Source organism: Lactococcus sp. (assembly GCF_036648155.1).
Taxonomy (GTDB): domain Bacteria; phylum Bacillota; class Bacilli; order Lactobacillales; family Streptococcaceae; genus Lactococcus; species Lactococcus cremoris.
Map to the genome: position 1 here is coordinate 1 of NZ_JAVXIY010000038.1, position 617 is coordinate 617.

Annotated in this window: 1 protein-coding gene and 1 pseudogene; both read left to right on the forward strand. The window is 25.1% G+C overall.

From position 1 onward, the window contains the following. Positions 1–206: 206 nt before the first annotated feature. The gene (locus RSC39_RS12000) at positions 207–320 is read left to right on the forward strand and encodes a lactococcin family bacteriocin (protein ID WP_021468760.1); all 114 of its coding nucleotides are present in this window, start codon (positions 207–209) and stop codon (positions 318–320) included. A gap of 15 nt (positions 321–335) precedes the next feature. After that, positions 336–617: pseudogene (locus tag RSC39_RS12005) on the forward strand (CPBP family intramembrane glutamate endopeptidase); the annotation flags it as partial.

Consider the following 617-nt stretch of genomic DNA (forward strand, 5'->3'; position numbering starts at 1 on the left):
AAAAAGATAGCTTAGATTGTAACGCAAATAATAACCCACAGCTAAAATTATCACATCTTTTTGGAATTATGTTATTAGAATGATTGTAGCGCTTTTTGGACAAGGATATTAAGTAAAAAAATGTATTTATAAAATTCTGAAAAAAGTAGTATTTTCAAATTATTTTGAGTATACTGTTGTTATTAAATATAAAGGAGATTTTATAAATGGAAAATCAATTGAATTTTGAAGTTGTTTCAAATGAAGATCTTATGACTATTAATGGTGGTCAAAACATGAGTATGAATGATGGTATTAGCACTTGGTTTCGTGTTGTATAGAATGGTTGGAAAAAAATGATTAAAAATCATTGGATGAAAAAACTAAAATATCTTAGTTTATTCTTTTTATTATTTGCTATTTATTGGTTTCCTGATGTAATCTTAGCTTATCCAGAGGTGTACTTAAAGTCTCTCGTAGGATATGAGAGACAAGTAGTGGCTACTTGGATTTTTTTAGGGAATATGTCAATTTCTCTTTTTCTAGGAATTTTAATTTGTTATAAATTGGGATATTACAAAAATACAATATCTATTTTTAAAATAAAAAATCTTCTATTTTTACTGATTACAACAATT

What these genes read in the sequence shown, in the direction of transcription:
- RSC39_RS12000 (WP_021468760.1), top strand. Translation starts at nt 207, where the DNA reads ATGGAAAATCAATTGAATTTTGAAGTTGTTTCAAATGAAGATCTTATG.